This window comes from Flavobacterium sp. Arc3, from assembly GCF_041431375.1.
In the GTDB taxonomy this organism is placed as follows: Bacteria; Bacteroidota; Bacteroidia; order Flavobacteriales; family Flavobacteriaceae; genus Flavobacterium.
The window spans coordinates 78478-100706 of sequence record NZ_JASMRI010000016.1 but is presented as its reverse complement, the minus strand read 5'-3'; the positions used below and the strand labels follow the sequence as shown (position 1 = coordinate 100706).

The window sequence follows — 22229 nt, the reverse complement described above, 5'->3', positions numbered from 1 at the left end:
CCCACCTTTTTCTCGAAGTTTAGTATTCCTAAACAACTTTTATAGGCTTGTTCAGGATGGTTTCTACTTTCAATAATATGTAAAATATATTCCCCTACAAAGGCATCAATGCTACTTGCCCAATCAATGAAGCGAGCAGCACTCCACTGGGCTACAAATTGATGCGTACTGGCCAAATGTTCTGGAGTTGTATTATAGATGTAAGGCTTGTAATTTCGCGCGTGAACGGCTATTCGGTTGTATTTGTAATAGATCTCTACGGTTGATTTGGTATATAATAGTTTCGCTTTTTTCTTTATATATTGATAGGGAACGCTGTAGTAATTTTTGTCCTGACTCAATTGAACATGTCCATTTTGCATCACTGTTGCAAAGGATTGGTATTTGATTTCAAAGCGTTCTTGTGGTAGTGGACGTAGTTTTTGTTGCTCGTCTTCTAAAAATAATTCTATACGAGAGTAAGGACGTCCTGTGAGTTTTCGGCTATTATGAGCATCCAATAAATCCCATATCTGCTGGTTTAATTCTTCCAGAGAAAAGAATTTGGTTTCTTTTAGATTTACATAAATCCTTCGGTACAATATCTTAACGGCTCCTTCAACCAATGACTTATCTCTTGGTTTATAAGCCCTGGCAGGCAAGATTGTGGTTTGGTAATGTTCAGCTAAATCAGCCAAGGTCTCATTAATTGTGGGTTCAAAACGACTGCTTTTTATTACTGCAGATTTTAGATTGTCGGGGACAATAGCCTCAGGAGTACCTTCGAAAAAGCACATAGCATTTTCTACAGAACTAACAAAATCTTCCTTTTGTTGGCTCATAGAAGCTTCTGCATAGGTGTATTGACTGGCTCCCAATATGGCTACAAAAAACTGTACTTCTTTGATTTCTCCTGTGTCTTTATCAATGATAGAGAGTGTTTTTCCAGCATAATCTACATACATTTTATCACCAGCTTTGTGATTCATATGCATTACCGGATTGACCCGTTTGCCCCATATTTTGTAGTGATGGCTAAATTGTGAACTCTTGTAGCCTTCAGGGTTTAGGGCAATATATTGCTCCCAAAGGTGCTGAATGGTAACGCCCACTTTTTTAAGTTCCCGTTCCATTTTAGGAAAAAAAGCATAAAGAATCTGCATCTTGGGACTTATTGATTCCACGGTAGTATGTGAAAACAAAAGTTCTAGTTCTGCATCTGTTTTTTCATTAAGGACTTCTAAACTTAATCCAAGGACTTCAAATAAAGAAATATACTTCTTTACTGTATTCCTAGAAAGAGATAAGTAGCTACTTATGAATAACTTACTCTTGCCGTTACAATAGAATTTAATTACTTTTCTAATTTTACTCATGTCTGTTAATTTGTTTGCCATAATCCGTATTTTTTTAACGAATGTATGGTGCTAACAACATGAAAAAGTAAGTAGTTTTTAATGCTCAATTTTACCCCAAAATTAGGTGGTCATTTTGAACTGGAATAGGGTGGTCAGTTTACTCCGGAACTGGTGGTCAATTTGCACTGGAATTGGGTGGTCAATTTGACCGGTTTTTCCACTAATGAACTCATCAGTATTAAAAATGAATTATACATAGCCGATTTTTATAATATAAATAAATCAGGAGCAAATGTCGTAAATGTATCATCAATCATAGGTAAAAATGGTACAGGAAAAAGTAGTATATTAAATTTTTTAAAGAATAATCTATCTAGTGGACTCAATCTTCAAGAAGAAATAATATTAGTTTATAAAGAAAATGATGTTTATAAAATGATAGCTACCAGTGAATTTAAATATGATTCACAAATTATTACAGAAATTCAATTATTTAAAAAAAAGAAACCTGAAAAAGAAATTGATCATTTTTTTGATTTTGGTTACGAGTTTAAGGGTTTTCCTAATACTGACTTTGTTTATTTTTCAAATGTTTTCGATGGAACACCTGGAGGAAGTCTCCATGGCTTGTATGATATTTCTACAAATTGCTTAATTTTTGAAGATTACAAAATGGCAATTTTACAAGGTACAGCTTCCAAAAATGCGAATCAGGTGGGAGTGCATTTAATTGAAGACATTTTTAGACAACTGAAATTTTTAACAAACGATATTTCTAAAGATAAAATTACATTTCAATTACCTGAGGAAATTGGAATAAGTGTAAATCTTGATTATCTTTTATATAATACAGCATCACAAAAAGATAATGAGTTTCAAAAAGAATTTGATAATTTTAAAAACTTAGTTTTAAATGAATATGCTTCGAGTAATGATGAATTCAATCAGTCTCTTAAAGTTTTTATTTGCTATGTACTTTTAAACTTAGTAAAAGAGTTAATCACAGTAAACGTGCCAAGTGAAGAGCATGAATTCAAGATTAAGTATAATTCGAATTTTATTTTGTCAAAAGATAAAATTCCTTTAGTTAATTTAACTTTTGATGATTGCGTACAAAGCTTCTTTGAAGAAATCAAAAAACAATTAGATAATTTAAAATATAATTTCCCAAGCTTAAAACAACTTATAGGCGATAATCAAGTCTTTATTAAATATATTATTGATAATCAGGATAAATTTGAAAATTCTTATCTCAATAGTCAAGAATCAAAAATATTTATTGATATTAAAAATGAAAATATCATAGATAAATTTCTAGAATTATACTTAAAAACATACACAGTAAATTCATATTTGAATTTTGAATGGAGAAGCATTAGTTCTGGTGAAAAAGCATTGTTAAATATTTATTCAAGATTCTTTTCAATTTCAGACAGCCACAAATTTGGCCAAAAATTAGCAAAAAATGTAATAATTCTAATAGATGAAGGCGATGTATATTTACACCCATCATGGCAGAAAAAATTTGTAAAGAATATATTAGAATACTTGCCTGTAATCTTTAGCAGAGATGAACATGGAAATAAAAGAAACTTGCAGATTATTTTCACAACAAATTCTCCAATTCCTGCATCCGATTTACTAAGCTACAGCACAATCTTTTTAGAGAGAACAACTATTGAGATAAATGGCAAATCAGAAATGGTCGTTACTGTAAAGGATAGTTTAAATGATCAAAAACAAACATTTGCTGCTAATATTCATACTCTTCTATCAGACTCATTTTTTATTAAAGATGGTTTAATTGGAGATTTTGCTGCATTGAAAATCAATTCCCTAATAAAAGATTTAATTAATAAAGTCGACATAAATAAAATTGATAGGGAAAGTATAAGATTATTGATTCATCAAATTGGTGAGCCAATAATAAAACACAAACTGATGCAAATGTACAATGAGAGATTCAATTTAGAAATTCATGAAAGATTGGATATTATCGAGAAAAAGCTAAACTTATAAAATGATTAAAATACATTTAGCATCGGCTCCAAAAATTATTGATTTTCATTACAATAATATTTGTGGGAAACAGCCAGGAAAACAACAGAACATTTCAAAAATGTTTGATAAATACATAAAAAAATACAAGCATAATAGATATTATAGAGAAGTTTTAGAGTATTTAAAATTACATGTTGAAAAAGATTCTAATGGTTTCTCATTGATTACAGCCGAACCTTTGGAATTAAAGAAATTTATAGAAAATTTTAATTTAAAGTTTACAGGCAGATTAACCCCAAAATTAAAATCAATTTTAAGTTATGTTTTTTATTATGAAGACTTATCGAAATGGAAAGCTTATGAACTAGGTAAAAAACTAAGTATTAACGTATGTCCTTATTGCAATAGATCATATACGTTTATTGTGGGAAATGATATAATTAAAGGTACTAGATTTGAGTATGATCATTTTTTTAGTCAAACTGATTACCCTTATCTTTCATTATCTTTTTATAACTTAATTCCGAGTTGTCATATTTGTAATTCTAATTTTAAGGGAGATAAGAAATTTTCATTAGAAAATAACATTCATCCATATTTAGAGGGTTTTTCAAATGAAATCGTATTTTCAATAAAACCAAGAAATATTAATTTTATTAATGGTAAAAGCACATCATATAGAATAAGGTTTAAAAAAGGAGAAAATCCAACATGGTCAAATGAGAAAATAAAAAGTGCCTTTGAAAACATAACAACTTTCCAATTGACAAAATTATATAATATGCATAAAGATTATGTTGATGAAATAATAATGAAAGGAATGATATATAGTCCTGCATATATAAATGCCTTATATATGCAATTTCAAGGAACACTTTTTAATAGTGAAAGTGATGTCAAAAGATTTGTGACTGGAAATTATGTTGATGAAAGTGATTATTCAAAAAGAGTTTTGTCCAAGCTTTCCGCGGATATTTCGAAAGAACTTGGTTTAATATAAAATATGATGAAAATATCATTAATTAAATAAAGTAAATAAAAAAGATATGATTAAATTACTGCCATTATTCAACCCCGATGGCGCGGATTTGCAATCCGTGTTCGTTTGATATTAAGTAAAATATAATTTTATTAAATAAAAAAAGCATAACATCCACAAACTGCAAGCCGCACTACTCGACGATAACAAAGAACAATTAAATAAACACAAACAACTGCTAGGGCAATCCGGTATGGTATCAGTTGTAACCGATTGTTTTTCGGCCGAAAACTTTATGCAGCAAATAAAAGAAACCAAACCAGAAGTGCTTTTTCTAGACCTCAATCTTGGGGATTCTTACATGACCGGTATGGTGGTAGCTTTTGAGATTAAGCTTCCTATACTTTTTGTCAACAGTATACCAACCAATACGTCAAAAACATGGAACTCTTAAAGCGCGAATACGACCTGTGTGTAGATGATATTACCAAACCGTTTACCGTAAAATAATTCCTAAAAACAACAGAACGGTTTTTAACCGAAGTGGATTTTTTCTCCAACAGACAGCAGGTGTATCTCGACTTTGGTGCAGCCTCAGGCAATAAGATAGCCCTGGAACATATCGTCTATCTATCTTCCGACAAAGCCAATGGGGCCGAATTAAACAATAAACAAATTCACTTCATCAACCGCAAAGCAGAAAACTGCAAGATGTAGAACTTTTAAAATAGTGTCTTTATTTTAAATAACATAAATTAAACATCACGGGCAATCAAGCGGTCTCTCTACGGTCGTTCCCTTTGTTTCGTTCGGCTGTTCCAGTCGGTCAACCATACATTTCCATAAGAACATTTTTGGTAAATAGGCAATCTATTATTTCAATTCAATTATCAGGTTTCCCTCCGTTCCACAGACACGTCACAGCACAAAAAAATACAGCAGCTTGAAAATAAGCAGCTATATTTCTTCCGCTGTTCGTTCCTCATCTTCACACGGTCTCTTCCTGCGTTCGGTCGGGCTTATGCATCCCTAATACCGCTTCATTTCGTTTCATTCATTCGTTTGCTTTTCGCTCCATTTCATTACGCTACAAGCGCTCTCTTTCATTGCACTATATTCCAGCCGTATCAGGTCTGCCGCCCTATGTTTTTTCAGCGGTTGCTCCTTCGCACAGCCATCGGGGTTGGCTCCGTTACCACTTTGCCCTAAATCAAGGAACGCCATAGGCTGGCTTATATTTTTTCCCCGCCGTTTCACGCTTCTATCCCTTCTCTGTACTTCGCAAAAGCTACGTGTCGTTCTCGGTCTAGAGTGGCTGTTCGATTGCCGCAACCCCGCCACTTCGCTCCTCGAAAAACAATAATTTCCGCTATCGCTACAATTATCATTTTCTGCGGTGCTTGGGGGTGTTAAAATCTTCGACGAGAACTATAGTGCATTTTCTTGAAAAGAAAGAGAAAAAAATCCAGCAAATTTAGCATTCATTCCTCACTTCCAGTCGGTCGTACCTTCCTCCATTCTCGTTCGTCATTGCTGCAGACTATATGGCTTTCTTTTTTTCTCTTTTTTCTTTTCAAAAAAATTAGGTCGAATTTTTAAACCAACAGTACTATGCAAAACTTCATCATCAAAACCCACCAAAAGGACACTGCCTACAAGGGAAACCAAATCTTTATACTGAACAAAGGAATGAATTCTGGGAAACCTCAAAAAGAACCTTTTACAAATAGCTTTGTAATTATGTTCCCGGATGAAAAAGATGCCGAAACAATCTACTGGTTAGCTTACAGTCTATGGAAATCTAAATTCTGGCACCAATTTTTAATTGGGTCCGTAATTCCATTCTTGCGGATAAAAGATTTCAAAAAAAATTTTGACTCAAAAGTCAATGCAATGATGCAGGAACACGAGTTCCACAAGAAGCATGTCCAAGCGTTAAGGTTATTAGAACAGAAAGAAGTTCAATTGTGCCAAAATATTCAATTTATTAACGAAATAAGGAGGACGATTCTACACTCATACTCCAAGTAATAATAAAACCAATTCTTAGAGTTTAATTAGTTACATTTGAGAAACAAGTAAGTCTTGTCAATTATCGCACATAAATAACAAGTTGTTATTAATTTTTAATATGAGTAAAGAACAAAAAGAAGGCTTCACTAGGCAAAAATTAGATGAAATTATTGAAAATGGTGCTGGGATTATTGGATCAGTATCTTCAACAGCACTAGGTTTTTTAGTTGCAGGTCCAGTAGGAGGCTTCGTTGGTGCAGCAGTTAGCTCACCGATTACTAGCATCTTAAAAAGACTTGGTTCTGAAGTCTCAGATCAAATTATGGCTCCACGAGAAAAAACCAGAGTGAGTGCTACATATCTTAAATCTGCAATTATGATCAAAGAACGCTTAGATGCTGGTGAAGAACCGAGAAAAGATGGTTTTTTCGATTTCAAAGATAATGATAGACCTAGTGCAGAAACTGTATTGGAAGGAATGCTTCAAAAAGCTAAAAATGAACACGAAGAAAAAAAACTTGAGTATTATTCTGCTTTCCTAACTAATATAACCTTTGATGATTCAATTGACTTCCAAAAGTCAATAACTTTAATTAAAATAATTGACCGACTAAGTTACCAACAACTATGTATTTTATCATATATTAGTGATTTAAATCAAATTAATTTTGAGAATTGGGGTAAACTCTTCCAAGATGAAGAAAAGGCACAAACTCATTTAGATTTTTATTTTGAGATAGCAGAACTTTTTGAATTAAGCTTATTGAAACAATTTAATGGAAAGCTATTAGGGGGTTTTAAAAATGGAGAATTAACTCAAATTGGTTCAAAATTATTTCAATTAATGAATTTAAATCAAATACCTGAAACTGATAAAAATCTTGTTGAAAACAAGATTAATTTAATAGAAAATCTATAAATTGATTTCAGCTGAAAAGAAACCTCTTATCTATAAATTACGCAGCTAGTCCTGGAGTTATAAACCAAGAAAGCCAAGTCGTGAGACGTGGATTTCTTGGTCAGTCGTGTAAAGGTTACCAATCATAACCAGACTATTTATTTTTCGATTTTGTCAACCATTTCAATAGGAGGGAAACCATAAAACTTACAGTTGCCCCTAGAACTGCCAGGATAATTGTTTTCGTAATATCTTCTGAAAGGATATTAGGTAAAACACTCAAAAAAGTTCCTGATACGGTTCCGGTTCGGAGGGAAATATTAGTCTCCATCTCTAGGTTTATTTGAGTTTTTATCATCTACCGCCATTTGACTAACTGCTGATATCACACCTCCTGCAACTGCCATATATCCTGCTGTAACGATAATCGCCGTGGGTAAAACTATTGGAGCAGCTATAACACTTCCACTGATGGCCAATAAGGCCAAACCTATACTTCTCAAAATCTTGAAAAACTTCGGAGTTGGTGCTTTTACTCTTTTTATAATATTCATAATTATGAATTTAAAATTTAACAATCAATTCAACACTTTCATTACTGTCCAAAGCTTTATAAACCAAGTCTTTTAATTTGGTATATGCTTTTCTCGACATAAGGCCTAAACCAGGTCCTGAAAGTTTCGTTACTGGGGCTATACAACCATTCAATTCTATTAAAGCATTATTAGCAGGATGAAATAAAATCAAACTTCTATTCATCACATTTGTAACTTCCAAATGCCATTTGAACTTATTACTGTATCTTTTTTTTATAAAATATTTCCCTTCCGGAATGCAGGAAACCCTTTTCTCGTTTTCCTTCCAAGGCAATTCAATTGTATAACAAATAAATTTACCTTCACATTCGAGTTTTCCGTTAGTTCCGTTAGGGAAATAAGTTCTTTGTAGTTGAATAAGCATTCTACAATCCGCTCACTGAAACCAACGCTAATGGGTTATATGCACCATTTTTCAAGGCGTACATTTGTCCATTCACTTCTTGGTAAAACTCCAGTCCTAAAGCCAAAAACAGGGGTTTAGTACTGCCCGGAGTCACTGTGTTTACTTGGTTAATCACTGCTGTTGCAGTTTGTCCCCAAGGAAGAATATCACTTTCAGAATGTGCTTCAGTGAAAGTTTCAGCTTCAAAATCAATTTCTGCACCTGCAGAAATGATTTTAAAATGCGTAGTTCCACCAGGTGCAGCAATCATATTTGAAGGAACAAAAGAATCCAAATCAACAGAAATCACACCACTACCTCGATCAATAACCCCAACATAGGGAGCGAATAAACTGGTGCCCAGTTTCCCTCTAATGTTGAATTCAAAGCCAGAAAGCAATTCTGCTTCACCATCAATTACATTACGCAGTCCTCTCTCACTAGTCACATCCGCTTGGATTACTTTAATCATTGCTTGAGTCAATCTACTCACCATTCTACTATCAGCAGAATTCAAGAGTAAAGATCTCATTGCTGTTCTCAAAATCTTACCGGCCTTACCAGCTCTTCCAAATTCAGCACCGTTCTCACGTGTTCTTTGAAACGCAGGATCACTCTTAATTCTACTAGCGTCAATTCCGCCTTTTTCACGTGCCAAATGCCCGTCTTTGGTTTTGTAAAAAGTAATATCTCCGATAGTACCTTTCAACTTAATTATGCCTTTTTGCCTTGCCATAATTTCTAAAATTTAAATTAATAATTTGTTTTAAATTCTCTCAATCATCATCCTGTTGCAACATCTTTAGATTGAATTGGTAACAAATATGTTATTTAAAGTTTTAGTATAAAAGAAACGTTTCATTGCTTTGTACCATAATGATATAGATGTCATAAATAAACATTAATGTCATTCTAAATGGAAAGAATATATTTACTAATTTTATAATCTGACAAGAAATAATGTTAGTAGTGTCTTAATAGTACTCAAAGCCTAGTCAAAGGCATAGATAGTGTATGAAAATCGAAAACAAGAGGTTGTGTATTTACCCGAAGGATATACAGCGCATTACAGGAAAAAGTTATCGCCAAAGCATTAGATTGTTGCATAATATCAGAAAGGAGCTAAATAAGCTCCAAAATGAGTTTGTAAGCATAGAAGAGTTTTGTCAGTACACAAGTTTAAAACAGGACCAGGTAGAATTATTGATTATTGGTTAGTTTCTGGCCACTGTTGTACTATTTAATATTATAAATGGAATTAATCAGCTCGAATTATGTTAGAGTAGGAGTGAAGTAATATTTTTTATCTCCGATATTGATTTTTAGAATATACTATTTTTTTGAGTTCTGCTTCATTTAGACTGTAAGTATCCCTAAATTCAATATCATCAAATTCAATTGCTTGGTCTTTCATAAATCGCCAGTATTCATTATAATCACCTTCTTTGAGAATTAGTATAACAACTTGATAGTTTTCTGCAAATTCGTGTTTTATACTATCAACATAGAACCAATTTAAAGAAGTAAAAGTACTAACAAAGGGTAAGCTAATGTTTTCGCCAATTCTTGGTAAATGCGTTAATTTATCCATTGTAAAATCAAAAGAATGATCTGAATATTTAATATGGAAATGATATAAAACTTTTTTAAAACTTAGATTTAATTTTCTATCATAAGTAAATATTCTTTCGTGCATCTGAAGTAATAGTTTTCTGAGAGTATGAGATTTTAATCCAGTTCCTTCTTCCACATCTTTAATTTTAGGAAAAGGTAAGTCTAAATCGTCATTTAAATAATCTTTAGCAAGTATGAACTCAATTATCGGTTGGTATTCTATTTTATCGATAAACAGTTCCTTTAGTTGTTCTCTGATGTAAATGAAATCAATTACAATTTGTTTGATTGAGACTGTATCTTTCATGATTTCTATTTTTATTATAAAATTAATAAAAAATAGTAAAAATAAAAAGAATGGATTGTGGGGATAATGTGGGGATATTAGGGAAATAAAAAACCCTAACGCCTTTGTTTACAAGGGTTAGGGTATTTTTTCTGCGGAGAAAGAGGGATTCGAACCCCCGGACCTGTTACAGTCAACAGTTTTCAAGACTGCCGCATTCGACCGCTCTGCCATTTCTCCAGTGAGCGACAACCACTACCTGATTGCGAGTGCAAATATAAGCACCTTTTTCGATTTACAAAAACAATTTGGATAAAAATTTAAGCTATTTTTCAAGCTATTTTTTAATTGTTTCATTTCCTTTGCTTTAGGAAAAATATATTTTTTTAAAACAAATGAAAAAAGGCTAATAATTTACATATTCGGTGATTTCTAAGCCATATCCAATCATTCCAACTCGTTTTGCTTGCTGCGTATTAGAGACTAATCTAATTTTAGAAATGTCGATGTCGTGCAGAATTTGTGCGCCAATACCAAAATCTTTGCTGTCAATTTTAATTTTTGGTGCTTTCATTTCGCCTTCTGCCTGTAATTTCTTTAGTTCTGAGATACGACTTAGTAAATTTACAGATTGCATGTCTTGGTTTATAAAGATTACAGCTCCCTTTCCTTGTTCATTTATTACTTTAAACATGTCATCTAGCTGCTGGTCCTCATTGTTAGTCAAAGTACCTAATAAATCATTGTTAACTTGAGAAGAGTGTATTCTTGTCAAAACAGGTTCTCCTAAATTCCAAGTACCTTTAGTTAAAGCAATATGTATTTGTTTATTTGTCGTTTGTTCGTAAGCTCTCATGCGAAAATTACCAAAACGAGTTTGTATATCAAAATCTTCTTTTTTAATAATCAGACTATCGTGCTGCATTCTGTAGGCGACAAGATCTTCGATAGAAACTAATTTTAAATCGAATTTTTTCGCCACTTCTGCCAATTGTGGCAAGCGGGCCATGCTTCCGTCTTCATTCATGATCTCTACAATCACTCCTGCGGATGTAAAACCTGCTAATCTAGCGAAATCGATAGCTGCTTCAGTATGGCCTGTTCTTCTAAGGACACCCCCTTGTTTTGCGATTAAAGGGAAGATATGTCCAGGTCTGGCTAAATCATGTGGTTTAGTGTCGGGATTAGCAAAAGACATAACAGTGGCAGCTCTATCAGCAGCCGATATTCCAGTAGTCACTCCGCCACCTCTTAAATCTACGGAAACAGTAAACGCAGTTTCCATTGGGTCGGTATTGTTAGTAACCATTACGTGTAATCCTAATTCTTTACAACGACTTTCTGTCAATGGAGCGCAAATCAATCCGCGTCCGTGAGTTGCCATGAAGTTGATCATTTCTGGGGTTACTTTTTCGGCTGCTGCCAAAAAATCACCTTCGTTTTCGCGACCTTCATCGTCGACAACTATGATTATCTTCCCTTGACGGATGTCTTCGATTGCTTCTTCTATTGTATTAAGTTGTATTTTATTTGTGACCATTATAGGTGTTTATTTTTTAGATGGAAATAATTTTTTAAATAGTTTTTGGAATGGACTTAAAATAACGTCCATATTTATTAATCCAATATCATTTGTTGCTCGATAGGTTAATAATATGGCTAGTGGCGTCAAGATGAACGATGACATCCAGGCTCCCATAAAAGGAGACATACCGTTTTCTTGTGCTATTTTTTTTCCGAAAGTATTTATAAAGTGAAAGGATATAAAAATTAAAACAGCAAAGATAATGGGCAATCCAAGTCCGCCCTTTCTAATAATAGCACCCAGAGGAGCGCCTATAAAAAACATCATAAAACAGGCATATGCTATTACAAATTTATCGTAAAATGCAAGTTGATGATTGTTAATGTTTTTTTGCTTACTTTCTAAGTTAACTCTAGTAGCATCAATCGAGTATCCTGTGCTTACAGTGTTACTGTTTGCCATTTTTAATATCTCTAGTTTTTGCTTATCCGTATACAATGACAAAAGATCATCAGGAAGTTGTTTCTTTTTTTGTACGGATGTGTTAGGAATAGTATTGTTACTTGTTATTCCAGTTCTCAAATTGATGTTTTCCGAATAAGAAACGATTTCGGTTTTTAGGTTTTTATGCAGAGAATCTAAAGTATAGCTTAACTCATTTATTGTCAACATTGTGTTGGTGTTGGCTATATTGTTGTCATCGACATCCACTTTATTCAATTGTGATAAATCGATGTTGAGGGTGTATTTTTTGAAAGAGCTTTTTGCAAATGGTAACTTTAGCCGATCTTCATATTTTTTTGGAATCAGGTCTTCGTAGTAGTTACCATCATTAAGAACTAATTGTAAAATGCTTGATTTCTCACTACTAACTAATTTTCCATCTTTTGCTTTGATTACCGTTTTGCTTCCGTCTCCTGTATTGGATTTCTTATGAATGGTAATGCCTGTCAGGATATTTCCATTATCTCCAGACTTTTTATTGACCTTTATATTGTAATCACCTACATCGCTAAATTGTCCTTCGGCGATAGCCATTGCTGGTTTTACCTGTGCAATATTTTTTCTGAAATTAATGAATTTGTATTCTGCATACGGAATTACATTGTTGGCAAAAAAGAAAGCGACAATACTCAATAGAAGAATAAATGCAGTCAGACTTCTCATCGCTCTTTGCAACGATATACCCGCAGATTTCATAGCTGCAAACTCATAGTTCTCTGCTAAATTTCCAAACGTCATTATAGAAGCTAGTAATATCGAAAGGGGAAGTACCAGCGGAATTATTCGAGGCATCGAAAACATCAAAAACTTAATAATTAAAGCTATATCTAAGTCTTTACCAGCTAGTTCAGCTATAAATAGCCAAACAGTTTGCAGAATGAATATAAAAAACAAGATTACAAATACCGTAGTAAATGTAATCAGGAATGTTTTTAATAAGTATTTGTCTAGAATTTTCACCTAAGAATTAATCTAATTTATTGATGTAGTAATTTGGATATTTACTTTCGGCAAAGATAAATTGATTTTTTGACAAAGGTTGATTGGTTTTAAAAGAATTAACTGTTAAAGTAGTTTTTGTTCCTTTTTTACCCATTTCTATCAAGTTATAGATGTGTTTGGTTTGTACATCAATACCTAATAGTATTTCTTTTCTCTGGTCTTTCGCGTTAGTAGGGATTAATTTGATGTATTGAATTTTACGTCCTCTTACATCTTGTAGGATATCCATCGAATATTTATAACCACTATTGAAAAAAGTTAACATTTTTGAAGGTGTAATGGCACTATCGTCTTTTTCATTAAAGCTCGAAATAGTAATTTCTTCATCTTCTGGAACAATAGTATAGGTCTTTTTTCCGTCGAATATTTTAGTAATTCCCATGAAATTCAAGACGTATTGATTGTTTTTCATCGTCACATTTCCTTTACTATCCTGATTGATGTTTTCTTTCGAATTATTCAACGAATATTTAAAATCAATTACAATGTTGTCATAACTTCTAACTTTTGAAGTCACTTGATCTAAAAGCGCTTTTGCTTTTTTGTCTTGTGCTTGTGTCGAAAAGCTAAAAAGTAGAATAAATGTAATTAGAATAAATTTTTTCATAGTATTAATTGTTTTGTTCATTGTTAAAAAATTGATCAAGAGAACTCATGTCTAGGATATTTACACCACGTGCTTTACTTCCTTCAAACGGTCCTACAATTCCAGCAGCTTCTAATTGGTCGATTAGTCGGCCGGCTCTGTTGTAGCCTAGTTTTAGTTTTCTTTGTAACAATGACGCCGAACCTTGTTGTGCATTTACAATGATTTCGGCAGCCTCTCTAAACAAAGTATCTCTTTCGGAAATATCTACATCAAGATTGATGCCACTATCTTCTCCTACGAACTCTGGAAGTAAATAAGCTGTTGCATATGCTTTTTGCGAACCAATGAAATCGGTTATTTTTTCTACTTCAGGCGTGTCTATGAAAGCACATTGTATACGCACAATATCATTACCATTCGTGTAAAGCATATCTCCACGTCCAATCAACTGATCGGCTCCAGAGGTATCCAAAATAGTTCTTGAATCAATTTTTGATGTTACTCTAAAAGCAATTCTTGCAGGGAAATTGGCTTTAATTAAACCCGTGATTACGTTTACCGAAGGTCTTTGTGTTGCAATTATCAAATGAATTCCTATCGCTCTGGCCAGTTGTGCTAAACGAGCTATGGGAACTTCTACTTCTTTTCCTGCAGTCATTATCAAATCGGCAAACTCATCTACAACTAATATAATGTAGGGTAAAAAGCGATGTCCGTTTTCAGGATTTAGTTTTCTAGCCTTAAACTTATCGTTGTATTCTTTAATGTTTCGCACCATCGCATCTTTCAGCAACGAATAACGGTTATCCATTTCTACACAAAGAGAATTCAATGTATTGACCACTTTAGCATTGTCAGTAAGAATGGCATCTTCGCTATCTGGAAGTTTAGCTAAATAATGTCTTTCAATTTTGTTAAAAAGAGTCAGCTCTACTTTTTTAGGATCTACCAAGACAAATTTAACTTCAGCTGGATGTTTCTTGTACAATAAAGAAGTAAGAACTGCATTTAAACCCACAGATTTTCCTTGTCCAGTAGCACCTGCCATCAATAAGTGAGGCATTTTTGCTAAATCGACCACAAAGGTTTCATTAGAAATTGTTTTTCCCAAGGCAATAGGTAGCTCCATTTCAGCTTCCTGAAACTTAGCAGAACCAATTACACTTTTCATGGAAACCATGGTTGGATTCTTGTTAGGAACTTCGATTCCTATTGTTCCTTTTCCAGGAATAGGAGCGATGATACGAATTCCTAATGCCGAAAGGGATAAAGCGATATCATCTTCCAGATTTTTAATTTTCGAAATTCGAATACCTGCTTCAGGAACGATTTCGTATAAGGTTACAGAAGGACCAACAGTTGCTTTAATTTGTGCAATTTCTATTTTATAATTGCGCAGTGTATCTACAATTCTGTTTTTGTTTTCTTCTAATTCTTCTTGGTTGATTGTGATTCCACCGGTTGAATATTCTTTTAAAAGATCAATTGTAGGGTATTTATAGTTGGATAAATCCAAAGTTGGATCGAATAAACCAAAATCCGAAACAAGTCTTGACGCTAAATTCTCTTCAATAAGATCTTCTTCAGGGGCTGTTTCAATAACAAATGAATCGTCAACGTCATTTTTATCTGTTAATACTTCTTCGACTGGTTTCGGTTTAGCAACAGGATCGAGATTAATTTCAGAAGAATGGCTAATCGTTGGTTTTAAAGCTTCTTTGTTAACTTCAAACTGTGAAGGCTTTGGAAGTGGCGGAGGATTTTCTGATTCTTTTTCTTCGGTAATGGCAAACTCTTCTAAATTATAAGAGTTCCCTGTTTTAGGAGCTGTATTAGTCCCTAAATCAGATTTAATTTCTTTTTTTGTATTTTCGAAAAAAGACTGAATTCTTTCTGGAGACAGTTTAAGTTTAAAAATAACGTAAAGAATCAGACCGAAAATCAAAAGTAAAAGGGTTCCTGTTTTTCCAATATAATCCTGCAGGAATGAATTTAGTTCATAACCAACTGTTCCGCCTAATTCAGGTAATGAAGTGGCGAAAAATCCAAATAAAACGGACAAAATAATAATAGCAAATAAATCCCAGAACCAGATTCCTTTAAGTTTTTTAGAAGAAACACCTACAATTAAAAAGATTCCAGTCAAGAAAAATAAGCGAACAAATAGAAAAGATGCAAGTCCAAAACCTTTATAAACGATTACATCTGCCAAGAAAGCACCAAATTTCCCCAACCAATTTTGTACGGTTTCTGATCGATCTCCCAATTCAGAAACGGCACTTTGATCTTCTTGTCCGTGAATATAAAAGGATATAAAAGCAACTAGTAAAGCAACAGAAAATAAGATTAAAAGACTGCCCAACACGATTTTGTGTTGTTTAGTTAATACCCACGGTGTACTTTCTTTAGCTTTTGAATTGTTTTTCTTGTCTAAAGGTTCTTTTTTTGTTGTTTTTGCCATTCTTGATTGTATGTTCTAATGCTTAAAAAATTAGAGGCACGTATATGATTAAACCGATTATTATTGCTGTTAAAGCTGCAAAAAATACAGCTCCCGCAGCAATGTCTTTTATGAAACCAATTCTTTCATGATAATTGGGATGAATAAAGTCAGCAATTTTTTCAACAGCCGTGTTTAATCCTTCGATACTCAGTACAAAGCCGATCGCCAATGTTTGAAATAGCCATTCTGTTGCCGAAATTTGAAAATATAATCCAGCAATGGTAACTAAAATTCCCAATGTAAACTGAACCATTATACTGTGTTCGGTCGTGATTAACTTTATTGCTCCTTGCACAGCGAAACTCACACTTTTCAGTCTTCCTTTGATAAAGCTATTGTCTTTTTGAAATTCCATTAAATGAAAATATTATAGTACAGCTAAGGCAGCGTCGTAATTTGGTTCGTCAGCAATTTCAGGAACTTGCTCTGTATAGATAATAGTCCCGTTTGTGTCAACCACAATAAGGGCTCTTGAGTGCAAGCCTGCTAATGGACCATCAACGATTTCAAGACCATTTGTTTTACCAAATTCTCCGGAATTAAAGTCAGATAAGTTAATTACATTTTCAAGTCCTTCAGCACCACAAAAACGTTTTTGAGCAAAAGGTAAATCTCTTGAAACACATAATACTGCTGTGTTTTCTAATTTCCCAGCACTTTCATTAAATTTTCTTACTGAAGCTGCACAAGTTCCAGTGTCGATACTTGGGAATATATTTAACACAAGTTTTTTTCCAGCGAAATCGCTTAGCGAAGCAACAGAAAGATCGTTTTGTATTAATTTAAAATCAGCCAGTTGCGTTCCCACTTTTGGTAATTCTCCTGAAGTATGTATTGGATTTCCTCCTAATGTAATTGATGCCATTTTTTTTGTTTTTAGTTGTGGTTCAAAAGTATGAAATTTATTTAAGATTTAAGTTTTAACAGTTAAGATTTATGAACTAACGCAAACTATTGTGGTCGAATGCTTTTTAACTTACTAAGTGTATAAAATCAGAAAAACGCACCTAAAAATAAGTGCGTTTTGTGCTTGATGTGAAATAAAAACGGATATTATTTATCAATAGAACCCATCACTCTTTTCATAAAAGTATTTAATGCTTCTTTTTTATCAGTACCACTCTTAACCATTTTATGTACTTCAATCGCTCCATACATATTAGAAATTAGTTCTCCTATAACATCTAGTTCTTCGTCTTTCAATGAAGGAATCTCTGTCATTGCTTCCAGAACTTCAATAGTTTCAATAATGTAATCTTGGTCATTTTCTTCTATAAACTGTGTTAGATGCTTTATTACAGGTAATTTCATTTTTTTTATTTTAAGGTTTAAAGTTTTAAAAGTTTAAAGTTATTTGTTGCTTATAAATTGATTTTTGAGTTTAACATTAAACTTATTTACAAAGCTTGACAACATTAAACTTTAAACAAAAACATTAAACTATTTCGTTCACTAATTCAATTAGGACTTCTTGTTTATTTGTTTGAGTTTCATTTACCAGTTTACCGCCTACAAATGTTGCAAAAGTAGGAAGGTTACTTACGTTGGCCAATTTTCGTGATTCAGGAGAATTTTCAGCATCAACAAGAACAAAAGTAATTGCGTCGTTTTCTGAAGCCAATTTTTTGAATTTTGGTTTCATTATTCGACAATTTCCACACCAAGATGCCGAAAATTGAACTACTACCTTCTCGTTTTTAGTTATTAAATCCTGTAAAGTATCTTCGTTTAAATCTATTAACATAGTTGTTTGTTTTAAAGTTTAAAAATCAATGGCAATAGCAAAGCTCAAATTCCACTAAAGAAACTGATTTTTGGTATTGCCATTAAAATTAATTTTGGAACTAATTTTTATTAGTTTAAGCTTAAGTATTCAGCAGTACTTTTTCTGTCAGCACTCATTGCTTCTTTACCAGCTTCCCAGTTTGCAGGACAAACTTCACCTTTTTCTTGGATATGAGTATAAGCATCAACCATACGTAAATATTCGTTTACGTTACGACCAAGAGGCATATCGTTTACACTTTCGTGGAAGATTTTCCCTGTTTCGTCAATTAAGTAAGTAGCTCTAAAAGTTACGTTTGATCCTTCTACTATTACGGAGTCAGTTTCTTCACTGTATTCAGTTGAGTCGATATCAAGAATACCTAATATGTTAGATAAGTTTCTGTTAGTATCTGCAAGAATTGGGTAAGTCACACCTTCAATTCCACCGTTATTTTTTGGAGTATTTAACCATGCAAAGTGTACTTCATTTGTATCACAAGAAGCACCTATTACGATTGTATTTCTTTTTTCAAATTCTGGTAATGCAGCTTGAAAAGCGTGTAGTTCAGTTGGACAAACAAAAGTAAAGTCTTTTGGGTACCAAAATAAAAGTACTTTTTTGTTGTTGTTTACAGCTTCGTCAAAGATGTTGATTTTCATGTTGTCACCCATTTCTGAGATAGCGTCAACTGCAATACTTGGGAATTTTTTACCTACTAATGACATAATTATATATTTTATTATTAATTTATTCTTTCGGCAAAAGTAAACAATAAGGTCATGTTCGTACAATCAATTTTAATTATATATTTCGATAGAGTTATAGTTTTATATTATAGTTTTAAAAAATAATGACACAACTTATTCATAGTCATGTCATTAGGATTTTATAAGGAAGTAATCGAGTTCTTAATTATTTTTTTTATCAGTTACCAATTGTCGGATTTTGATATTAAATGCCGCGAAAATTAAGGTCATAAACGGACTTAAAATATTAAAGAAGGCGTAAGGCAGGTAATCTAAAGTTGAAACCCCTAAGGTACCAGATTGATAAGCTCCACAAGTATTCCATGGGATTAATACAGAAGTCACTGTTCCCGCATCTTCTAGTGTTCTGCTTAAATTTTCAGGTGCAAGGCCTTTTTCTTCATATGCTTTTGCAAACATTTTACCAGGAACCACAATAGCTAAGTATTGATCTGACGCCGTAATGTTTAAGGCTAAACAACTTCCAACGGTGGAAGCGAAAAGCCCGAAAGTAGTATGGGCTAATTTTAGTAATGTTTGGCTAATTCTTGCCAAAGCTCCTATTGCATCCATAATTCCTCCAAATACCATGGCGCAAAGTATCAACCAAACGGTTCCTAGCATTTTTTGCATCCCGCCTGATGTGAAAAGATCTGCCAGAGTTTTATTATCGGTAGGGATTACCACCTTTCCTGTTATGGCATCCATAACTCCTTTATAAGCTGATTGAAACGTCATCTGCTCGACTCCGGCAATTTGATTAATAATATGAGGTTGAAATAGGACAGCAAAGATTCCAGCTAATAAGGTTCCGATTAATAAAGCAACTAGAGGTTCTGTTTTTTTGATAATTAAACCAATAACAATAACAGGTACCGCAAACAACCATGGTGTAATAGTAAAAGAAGCTTCAATATCAGTTAGTAACGACCCAATATTTACATCTCCTTTGATATCGACTGATAGCCCAAGTATGATGAAAAGAATTAGCGTAATAACATATGTAGGAATAGTGGTTAAAGTCATGTATCTGATGTGCGTAAACAAATCAGTTCCAGCCATTGCCGGAGCAAGGTTAGTTGTATCTGACATGGGTGATAATTTATCTCCAAAATAGGCTCCGGAAATTACTGCCCCCGCAACCATCCCTAGATCAAAACCTAAAGCACCACCCACACCAATCAAAGCAATACCAACAGTAGCACTCGTGGTCCAGGAACTTCCTGTAGCAATAGAAATTATAGAACATATAATTAGTGTGGCCGGTAAAAAGATGGCCGGGCTCAGAATTTGTAAGCCGTAATAAATCATAGAAGGAATAATTCCGCTTATTAACCAAGTACCAGCCAAAGCGCCAACCATTAATAATATTAGAATAGCACCAACAGTAGACTTAATATTTTCAGCCACTTCAGCCATCATTTTTTCATAGGTAACTTTATTAAAAAAGCCAACTACAGCCGCAACAGCCGCACCTAATAATAAGACAAATTGATTGCTGCCACTCAAAGCTTCGTCTCCATATACATATACGTTATAACCGAGCATCACTATAAGCGCAGCAACAGGAATTAAAGCTTCCCCAATTGATAATTCTTTATTTTTGTTAATTTTTGTCTCCATTCTATTGCGTTTGAGTTTGCAATATAGATAAAAAAGTTCCTATGAGCCTAAACAGATTTGGTGAAAACTTTAGATTATAGATTTATTTACGGAGCGTTTAGGTTTAGAAAACGAAAACAATTCGATTTTTTTTCTCGTAACTTGTTTTGGGTTATATTTAAAATTAAAGAGAACACTTATTCTTAAAAGTGTGGCTTTCTAATTTTACAACTATTTAAAAGTTGTTAATGCTCACAGACAGAGTTCCTTTGCAGCTTGAATTTTCAAGCAATTGAGATGCGGCAGTTTCCTGAAATTCATCAAAATCTTGATATACTTGAACAAGGCCGCTAATAGATTGCAGGTCTGGTACAATTTGTAAGGCATAAGGATTACCAAATAAATATAATACACATTTTTTTGATAAAATTAATTTTTTCAGCATTTCCAGAACAGCTTCTTCAATGTCAAAATTATTCTGTGGTTTTGCCTTTGGAACAAAAAGAGCAATAATTAAAGTGTCATAACCCTTCAGACTTTTTTCTATCTCTTCAACTGTATTTTTAGTATCTATTTCAATAGCAAATTCTGGTGCAGATAGGGAAGGGCCAAGCGTTTTAAAAAAGGCATTTTCGGTATTTTTATAGATACTCAATTTTGCTAATGTGCCTCTTTTTGATGCATCAATCACAACTGCTGTATTATGAGTGTCTTTGATAGTGGTAATACATTTTTGAGCAATTTTCCCATTTAAAAGCGAAGCTGTTTCAAAATCCATTTCGGCAGCTAGGTTATTTTGGTCGTCGAATAAACCTGCTTTTTGCTTGCATTTCATTAAGCGATTAAAACTTTCTTCGATGCGTTCTGGACTTGCATTTTTAAGGATTTCCTGAATGCCTTCTGGTACATTTTCAGCAAAGCACAATACGTCGTTTCCGGCATTAAAAGCCTCCCATTCTAGTTGGCCTTTTATTTCATAAAGTTTGGAAACACTGTGCATATTAAGTGCATCCGAAATCACTAGTCCATTGTAATTTAATTGCTTTCGCAAAAGCGTCTCAATCACTGATTTTGATAATGTTGCCGAAGTGTTTGCTCCGTTATTTAATGCAGGAACGGCTAAATGCCCTATCATAATCGAGTCAGCATCACTTTCTATTCCTTTTATGAAAGGGTACAATTCATTTTCAAGTAATTGTTCTAATGTTTCTGTCAAAACGGGTAATCCTAAATGAGAATCTACGTTAGTATTTCCATGTCCAGGAAAATGCTTGAGGCAACCCAAAACCCCCGCGTCGTTCATTCCTCGCAAGTATTCTAAAGCAAAATGGGCTACTTTTTCTTTGTTTTCACCAAAAGAACGGTATCCAATCACCGGATTATTCGGGTTGTTGTTTATATCGGCTAAGGGAGCAAGATTATAATGAAGTCCTGCTGATTTTAAATCCAGACCTATTTGTTTTCCCACTTCATACACTAAATGAGATTCACTCATAGGTAAGGCACCTAGTGTGATAGCATAAGGATATTGTGGCGTTTTTTCAATTCGCATCGCCAAGCCCCATTCTGCGTCAATGCTCATCAGTAAAGGAGTAGTAGCACACTTTTGATACCGAGTAATTAAATCTTTCAATCGCTGGTAACTGTCGTCATTAAAAACGATTTTTTTCTTAGTTTCATAATTAGTGGCAGCACTAGCTCTACTATGAAAAAAAGTAAGTCCACCGATGTTGTGCTTCTTAATTAATTCTTCAGTTGCTTGAATATTTTCTTCTGTATCGTTTATAAAAACGGCTGGAAAAAAGAATTGCCCTATTTTTTGTTCTAAAGTCATTTGATTTATTTTTAACCATATAATCCATCTAAGAATAGCTGATGATC

At 33.4% G+C, this 22229-nt stretch carries 21 protein-coding genes and 1 tRNA gene; 5 read left to right on the top strand and 17 right to left on the bottom strand.

Annotated features, from left to right (window positions below):
- Window positions 1-1376: IS21 family transposase (gene istA / locus QO200_RS12815; protein WP_371540831.1), on the bottom strand; the 1376-nt coding region annotated here is incomplete at its 3' end.
- 141 nt (window positions 1377-1517) lie between these two features.
- Here istA and QO200_RS12810 point away from each other — a divergent pair.
- The 5 genes from QO200_RS12810 to QO200_RS12790 all read left to right on the top strand — a co-directional run bounded on the left by QO200_RS12810 (window position 1518) and on the right by QO200_RS12790 (window position 7249).
- Window positions 1518-3356 carry an AAA family ATPase gene (locus QO200_RS12810; RefSeq protein WP_371540830.1) on the top strand — a complete coding sequence of 613 codons (1839 nt, stop codon included), beginning with the start codon at window positions 1518-1520 and terminating at the stop codon, window positions 3354-3356.
- A 1-nt stretch (window position 3357) separates the two neighbouring features.
- The gene (locus QO200_RS12805; RefSeq protein WP_371540827.1) at window positions 3358-4338 is read left to right on the top strand and encodes a hypothetical protein; all 981 of its coding nucleotides are present in this window, start codon (window positions 3358-3360) and stop codon (window positions 4336-4338) included.
- A gap of 274 nt (window positions 4339-4612) precedes the next feature.
- The gene (locus QO200_RS12800) at window positions 4613-4771 is read left to right on the top strand and encodes a hypothetical protein (protein ID WP_371540825.1); all 159 of its coding nucleotides are present in this window, start codon (window positions 4613-4615) and stop codon (window positions 4769-4771) included.
- A 1157-nt stretch (window positions 4772-5928) separates the two neighbouring features.
- The gene (locus tag QO200_RS12795; RefSeq protein WP_371540822.1) at window positions 5929-6348 is read left to right on the top strand and encodes a hypothetical protein; all 420 of its coding nucleotides are present in this window, start codon (window positions 5929-5931) and stop codon (window positions 6346-6348) included.
- A 100-nt stretch (window positions 6349-6448) separates the two neighbouring features.
- Complete coding sequence (locus tag QO200_RS12790; RefSeq protein ID WP_371540819.1) at window positions 6449-7249, top strand: hypothetical protein; 801 nt, start codon at window positions 6449-6451, stop codon at window positions 7247-7249.
- 299 nt (window positions 7250-7548) lie between these two features.
- On the opposite strand, the gene QO200_RS12785 is transcribed toward QO200_RS12790, so the two are convergent.
- The 16 genes from QO200_RS12785 to QO200_RS12710 form a co-directional block, all read right to left on the bottom strand.
- On the bottom strand, window positions 7549-7782 hold the full coding sequence (locus QO200_RS12785) for a hypothetical protein (protein WP_371540816.1): 234 nt from the start codon (window positions 7780-7782) through the stop codon (window positions 7549-7551).
- A gap of 10 nt (window positions 7783-7792) precedes the next feature.
- Entirely contained in the window at window positions 7793-8188 is a 396-nt protein-coding gene (locus QO200_RS12780) for a DUF5675 family protein (RefSeq protein ID WP_371540814.1), read from the bottom strand.
- 1 nt (window position 8189) lies between these two features.
- Window positions 8190-8945, bottom strand: a complete 756-nt coding sequence (locus QO200_RS12775) for a hypothetical protein (RefSeq protein WP_371540813.1) — start codon at window positions 8943-8945, stop codon at window positions 8190-8192.
- Between the two features lie 567 nt (window positions 8946-9512).
- Window positions 9513-10130 (bottom strand): hypothetical protein, encoded by a 618-nt coding sequence (locus QO200_RS12770; protein ID WP_371540809.1) that lies wholly within the window; start codon window positions 10128-10130, stop codon window positions 9513-9515.
- A gap of 134 nt (window positions 10131-10264) precedes the next feature.
- Window positions 10265-10349, bottom strand: a tRNA-Ser gene (locus QO200_RS12765).
- A gap of 166 nt (window positions 10350-10515) precedes the next feature.
- Window positions 10516-11649 (bottom strand): 3,4-dihydroxy-2-butanone-4-phosphate synthase, encoded by a 1134-nt coding sequence (gene ribB, locus QO200_RS12760; protein WP_371540807.1) that lies wholly within the window; start codon window positions 11647-11649, stop codon window positions 10516-10518.
- 9 nt (window positions 11650-11658) lie between these two features.
- Window positions 11659-13098 (bottom strand): LptF/LptG family permease, encoded by a 1440-nt coding sequence (locus QO200_RS12755; protein ID WP_371540804.1) that lies wholly within the window; start codon window positions 13096-13098, stop codon window positions 11659-11661.
- Window positions 13099-13105: 7 nt separating this feature from the next.
- Window positions 13106-13747 carry an outer membrane lipoprotein carrier protein LolA gene (locus QO200_RS12750; protein ID WP_371540802.1) on the bottom strand — a complete coding sequence of 214 codons (642 nt, stop codon included), beginning with the start codon at window positions 13745-13747 and terminating at the stop codon, window positions 13106-13108.
- Between the two features lie 4 nt (window positions 13748-13751).
- Window positions 13752-16190, bottom strand: coding sequence for a DNA translocase FtsK (locus tag QO200_RS12745; RefSeq protein WP_371540799.1), 2439 nt, complete (start codon window positions 16188-16190; stop codon window positions 13752-13754).
- 22 nt (window positions 16191-16212) lie between these two features.
- Window positions 16213-16587 (bottom strand): diacylglycerol kinase family protein, encoded by a 375-nt coding sequence (locus QO200_RS12740; protein WP_371540797.1) that lies wholly within the window; start codon window positions 16585-16587, stop codon window positions 16213-16215.
- A 12-nt stretch (window positions 16588-16599) separates the two neighbouring features.
- Window positions 16600-17097, bottom strand: a complete 498-nt coding sequence (gene tpx, locus QO200_RS12735) for a thiol peroxidase (RefSeq protein ID WP_371540795.1) — start codon at window positions 17095-17097, stop codon at window positions 16600-16602.
- 188 nt (window positions 17098-17285) lie between these two features.
- Entirely contained in the window at window positions 17286-17543 is a 258-nt protein-coding gene (locus QO200_RS12730) for a hypothetical protein (protein ID WP_371540792.1), read from the bottom strand.
- Between the two features lie 124 nt (window positions 17544-17667).
- Window positions 17668-17976 (bottom strand): thioredoxin family protein, encoded by a 309-nt coding sequence (locus QO200_RS12725; RefSeq protein ID WP_371540790.1) that lies wholly within the window; start codon window positions 17974-17976, stop codon window positions 17668-17670.
- 110 nt (window positions 17977-18086) lie between these two features.
- Complete coding sequence (locus tag QO200_RS12720) at window positions 18087-18725, bottom strand: peroxiredoxin (RefSeq protein WP_371540788.1); 639 nt, start codon at window positions 18723-18725, stop codon at window positions 18087-18089.
- Window positions 18726-18908: 183 nt separating this feature from the next.
- Window positions 18909-20369: a Na+/H+ antiporter NhaC gene (gene nhaC / locus QO200_RS12715; RefSeq protein ID WP_371540785.1), complete on the bottom strand. Its 1461-nt coding sequence runs from the start codon at window positions 20367-20369 to the stop codon at window positions 18909-18911.
- A gap of 214 nt (window positions 20370-20583) precedes the next feature.
- The gene (locus QO200_RS12710; RefSeq protein WP_371540784.1) at window positions 20584-22182 is read right to left on the bottom strand and encodes a glycoside hydrolase family 3 protein; all 1599 of its coding nucleotides are present in this window, start codon (window positions 22180-22182) and stop codon (window positions 20584-20586) included.
- Between the last annotated feature and the right edge of the window lie 47 nt (window positions 22183-22229).